Source organism: Candidatus Woesearchaeota archaeon (genome assembly GCA_018302225.1).
In the GTDB taxonomy this organism is placed as follows: domain Archaea; phylum Nanobdellota; class Nanobdellia; order SCGC-AAA011-G17; family JAGVZY01; genus JAGVZY01.
Genome location: JAGVZY010000020.1, coordinates 1 through 5258, shown reverse-complemented (window position 1 = coordinate 5258; position 5258 = coordinate 1). Strand labels below are relative to the sequence as shown.

The following is a 5258-nucleotide window of genomic DNA, read 5'->3' as shown; positions in this document are numbered from 1 at the left end:
ATCAAATAAAGAGGATTTTAAGAGTCTTCAGAGTATGGCTCAGTATATTATGGCAATTCGTCATAAGAGGCTAATTAATGTTTTTGGCTGTTTCTTTAAGGACAAAATTCCACCATTAACTAAGAAAAAACAAATTTGTCCTAAGTGCAATCAAGAGATTGAGTTTTATTATGACTTTCAAGAAACATATGATTTACTAAATCCCAAGATTCCAGAGCCTCCGTCAGATATTGAAGAATTAAATTACGAGGTGATTAAAATTGGAGGTTATAATGAGAGTTGATGCAGAGAAGTATATATGTGTATGTTGTAAAAAGAAAAGAAATATAGAAAATGGTTTTTTTGTAATTGAAGAAGATAATCAAGATGAGAATAAACCAGAGAAACTTATGTGTATAAAATGCTTTTGCAAAAGACAAAGACAAAAAATGAGTAAGAATGGAACCTAATTACACATTCTTATGAGGCACAAGATAGTTTTTTATATGCGGGTTTAATTGTATTTATAACATGGCCAAAAAGGATTATGCTAATTGGAGTAAAACCGAATTAGTTAAGGAACTCGATAAATTAAGCAAAAGAAAAAAGTATGGTATAGTTTGGGAAGATAAACCTGAACAGGTAGCTGAATTATGCAAGGAAAAACTACCTATTCTTGAAGAAGATAAAAAGAAAGAAATTAAAACAGATGTTAAGAAACCTACAAACATCTTAATAGAGGGAGATAACTATCATGCCCTCTCAGTTTTAAACTATACTCATAAGGGAGCTATTGATGTTATTTACATTGATCCGCCCTATAATACTGGAAATGAAGGCTTCGTGTATAACGATAGGGTTGTAGATAAAAATGACTCATATAGACATAGCAAATGGCTTTCTTTCATGGCAAAAAGATTAAAATTGGCGAGACCATTATTAAAACAAAATGGAATTATCTTTATTTCAATAGACAATAATGAGCAATCGCAATTAAAATTATTATGTGATGAGATATTTGATGAGAAAAATTTTATTGGTCAAATAATTATTCAAAGTAACCCTAGAGGGTCACAAGCTAGTAGGCATTTGGCTGATGTGCACGAATATGTCTTAGTATATGCTAAATCTTCAAGCAGTTTAGTAATTAAAGGATTCAGCAAAGAAGAGACTGCACACATAGACTATCCTTATAAAGATAAATTTGGAAAAAGATATCGTTTTTTGGGTCTTAGACAAAGAGGTGGTGAATGGAAGCGTGAACAAAGACCAAACATGTATTACCCTATTTATGTGAATCCAAAAGATAATTCTGTTTCGCTTCAAAAAACTAAAATGCATTATATAGAAACATTTCCTAAAAGACCTAGTGGTGAAGAAGGGCGGTGGACATGGTCTCAAAAGAAAGCACAAGAGAACATTAGTCTATTAATAGGGAAAAAAGTAAACAGAAAGGGAGAAGATGAATTTTATGATATTTTTAGAATAAATTACTATGAAGATGAAGAAGGAAATGGGACTCTGACAAAACCAAAAACAATATGGATAGATAAAGAGTTAAACTATCAGAATGGAAGAGCTGAAGTAAAAGAATTATTTGACGGCAAAGATGTTTTTGACTATCCAAAACCAACATATTTAATAAAAAAATTAATTGAAATAGCAGGTAAGAAAAGAGGAATAGTCTTAGATTTTTTTGCTGGATCTGGAACAACAGGCCACGCTGTATTAACTCTAAATCTTGAGGACAATGGTGAAAGACATTTTATACTTTGTACAGATAATCAAGATAATAATGGAACTGGACTCAAAATCGCTACAGATATTTGTTATCCTCGTGTCAAAAAAGCTATAGAAAACTTAGAAAAAGAATCTAAAGGCAAATTAATCTCCGATAGACCTAGTGGACTAAAATATTTCAAAACCGACTTTGTGGATGCAGAGCCAACAGACAAGAACAAAAAGAAGTTAGTTGATAAATCCACAGAAATGCTTTGCTTAAAGGAAGATTGTTTTGACGAAATAAAGAGAGAAGGAGATTATAGACTTTTCAAAAATTCACAAGATACTTATTTAGGAATAATTTATAGTGATGATGGAATTGAGCCATTTAAGAAAGAGATTAAAAAAATGAAGAAGAAATTTATAACTTATGTTTTCTCTCTTGATGAAAGTGCAAGAGAAGAAGAATTTGAAGATGTAACTAATTTGGTTGAGTTAAGACCGATACCAGCAGTTATATTAAATGTCTATAAGAGGATATTCAAATGATAGAGCTAAAAGATTATCAAAAACGAGCAGTTGAAAGTCTTAAATTTAAAGTGCAAAATGCTTTAAGAAGCTCAGACAGAGAAGTTGTTATTTTTCAATCTCCAACAGGAAGCGGTAAAACTATTATGGTTTCTGAGATGTTAAAACAATTAGTTAAAGATAACAAAAAGAAATATTCTTTTGTTTGGGTTAGTGTTAGGATGTTGCACGAGCAAAGCAAGGAAAAATTAGAGAAATATTACGAAGATGACAGATTAATCCAATGTTCATATTTTGAGGATTTAGAAGATAAACAAATTGGAGAAAATGAAGTTTTGTTTATTAATTGGCATAGCATAAACAAGAAAGACATTAATATTTATGTTAGAGAAAATGAACAAGACAACAATCTTAATGCAATTATTCAAAACACAAAAGAAGAAGGCAGAGAAATAATTTTGATAATTGACGAAAGTCACCATACAGCAAGTTCAGATAAATCTAAGGAGTTAATTGAAACAATAGGACCTAAAGTAACTATTGAAGTCTCTGCTACTCCTCATTTAAAAGATAATGTTTCAGAAATAGAGAAAGTTCATTTAGCTGATGTAAAAGCTGAAGAAATGATTAAATCAGAGATTTCCGTAAATCCAGAATTTTTAGATATTAAAATTGGAGATAAAAGTTCAGATGTTTTAGTTATAGAACAAGCATTAAAGAAAAGAGAAGAATTAGCAAAATTATATAAAAAAGAAAATTCAAATATTAATCCTTTAATTTTAATTCAATTGCCAGATAGCAAAGCTAATTTAGTTAATAAAAAAGATGAAGTTATCAAAATCTTAAAAGACAAATTCAAGATTACAGAAGAAAATGGAAAATTGGCTGTATGGTTATCTGAAGAGAAAACCGATAATCTTGCTAACATAGAAAAGCCAGATAACGAAGTAGAAGTTTTGGTTTTCAAACAAGCCATAGCTTTAGGATGGGATTGTCCAAGAGCATCAACTTTAGTTATATTTAGAGAATCTAAAAGTTTCACTTTTACAATTCAAACAATAGGCAGAATTATGAGAATGCCCGAATTAAAGTATTACAATTCAGAAGATTTAAACAAAGGATTTGTTTTTACAAATCTACCAAATATTGAAATAACAGAAGATTATGCAAAGGATTATGTTACAATTTATGAAGCTAAAAGAGATAATTCTGTATATAAGAGCGTAGCATTGTCTTCTATTTATCTAAAGAGGCAAAGAGAAAGAACTAGACTTTCTGGAGAGTTTGCTAAAATATTTATGAAAATAGCAGAAGAAACTAATTTAAAGAAGAAAATAGTTTTAGAGCCTTCTAAAGTTGTAAGCCCTATTATTGCTGATGGTAAGATTGTAAATATTGACAAAATAGGAGAAATAGAACATAAAGGACAGATTGAGGTAAAGCTTAATGAAGGAGAATTACAGCAGAGATTTGACAGGTTTATTTATGATAATTGTTCTCCTTATGCTCCTGGTGACTCAAGTGATAGAATGAAAACAGCAATTTATCAATTCTTCAACACAAAATATAAATTACCAAAGTTTGATCCAATAGTTCAAAGGATAGTTTTGGGAAAAGAGAATGTTCAAGCATTAGTAGATGTTATTAATCTTTCAAAAGAGCAATACAAAAAACAAGTTATTGGACAATTAAGTGAAGTGAGAGAAAGGACAGAAGAGCCAAGATGGGAAGTTCCTTTAATTGACTCGTATAAAAGCAACGCAAAACAAGAATCTCATCGAAAATCAATAATGAAGCCATTTTATACAAAGAAACCAAGTCAACCTGAAAAACTATTTATGGATTTATTAGACAATTCTGATAAAGTTGATTGGTGGTATAAAAATGGTGAAGGTGAAAAGAAGTATTTTGCAGTTTTGTATAAAGATGAGAATAACAAAGAATGGGCTTTTTATGTTGATTTTATTGTTAAGTTTAAAGATGGCCAAATTGGACTATTTGATACCAAAGGTGGAATGACGGCGAAAGACGCAGGACCAAGAGCAGGGGGTTTACAAAAATACATTAAAAAGAATAAAGATAAAAAACTCCGGGGTGGAATTGTTATAGAGTCTAATGGAAGCTGGAGAATTAACGATAAAGAGAAATATGAATATAATCCAAATGATTTATCAAGTTGGAATGTTCTGGAGATTTGAATAATATGGATAATATAAGGATACATCTTGATACTACCTCAAATATCATAGGAAATCCAGAAATAAAAAAGCAAATTGAAGATCAGCTTAGAAATCAATTTGAAAAAAATTTACCTGAGGTGACAAAAAGAATGAGCGAAATTCCAGCACTCCTTACCGCAGATGTTGGGTTTTATTCTAAACTTCTTGATGAAGCAAAAAATTGTTATCTCTCGGGATTATTTCATGCATCTGTGTCTATGATAGGAATTGCATCGGAAAGGTTTGCAATAGAGTTATCAGAAAAATTAAAATTCAAAATTAATGAAAAGGAAATCACTGAAGAAGAATTATTTGAGGGACCAATTCAAAAACAATGGAGAAGGTTAAACCTCTTAGAAAAATCTGGATTGTTAAAACCGGAATATGTAAAAAAGTTAAAAGATATAGACAATATTAGAAATAAATATATCCACCCAAGAGAAGAAGGGGATGCTAAAGAAGATTCATTAAAAACATTAAAATTATACATAGAAATTTTAAACTCTAGATTCTCGGATGAATTTACAATAGTAAATGGCAGAATTGTTAAGAGATGATTATTTTAAGCTAAACAATCTCTCAACCCTTTTAGTGTCTGTGCCTTTTCTTTCTTTTACAACACCAAGAGTTTTCATAGTTTCTAAAGCTTTCTCTATTGTTCTCCATTGAGATTTAGTTTTAAGAGAAAGCCGTCTAATTGACATCTCGCCTTCTTTTTCTAGTAATTTTTTCACCTCTGCGATTATATCAGTAATAGGTTTTCTCATCTATGCACATTAATGCAGATAATCTTATAAGGCACGTTTGCAT

6 protein-coding genes are annotated in these 5258 nt (G+C 30.3%); 5 read left to right on the top strand and 1 reads right to left on the bottom strand.

Annotation, left to right across the window (positions count from 1 at the left end):
• The 5 genes from J4403_04780 to J4403_04760 all read left to right on the top strand — a co-directional run.
• On the top strand, window positions 1–283 hold a 283-nt coding region (locus J4403_04780; protein MBS3167486.1), incomplete at its 5' end, for a hypothetical protein.
• Complete coding sequence (locus J4403_04775) at window positions 273–449, top strand: hypothetical protein (GenBank protein ID MBS3167485.1); 177 nt, start codon at window positions 273–275, stop codon at window positions 447–449. The genes J4403_04780 and J4403_04775, both read left to right, overlap by 11 nt.
• A gap of 61 nt (window positions 450–510) precedes the next feature.
• Entirely contained in the window at window positions 511–2250 is a 1740-nt protein-coding gene (locus tag J4403_04770) for a site-specific DNA-methyltransferase (protein ID MBS3167484.1), read from the top strand.
• Entirely contained in the window at window positions 2247–4427 is a 2181-nt protein-coding gene (locus J4403_04765) for a DEAD/DEAH box helicase family protein (protein ID MBS3167483.1), read from the top strand. The genes J4403_04770 and J4403_04765 overlap by 4 nt, the downstream gene beginning before the upstream one ends.
• Window positions 4428–4432: 5 nt before the next feature.
• Window positions 4433–5005 carry a hypothetical protein gene (locus J4403_04760; GenBank protein MBS3167482.1) on the top strand — a complete coding sequence of 191 codons (573 nt, stop codon included), beginning with the start codon at window positions 4433–4435 and terminating at the stop codon, window positions 5003–5005.
• Here J4403_04760 and J4403_04755 read toward each other — a convergent pair whose 3' ends face one another.
• Window positions 5006–5215 carry a hypothetical protein gene (locus J4403_04755; protein ID MBS3167481.1) on the bottom strand — a complete coding sequence of 70 codons (210 nt, stop codon included), beginning with the start codon at window positions 5213–5215 and terminating at the stop codon, window positions 5006–5008. It abuts the gene before it with no gap.
• Window positions 5216–5258 lie beyond the last annotated feature (43 nt).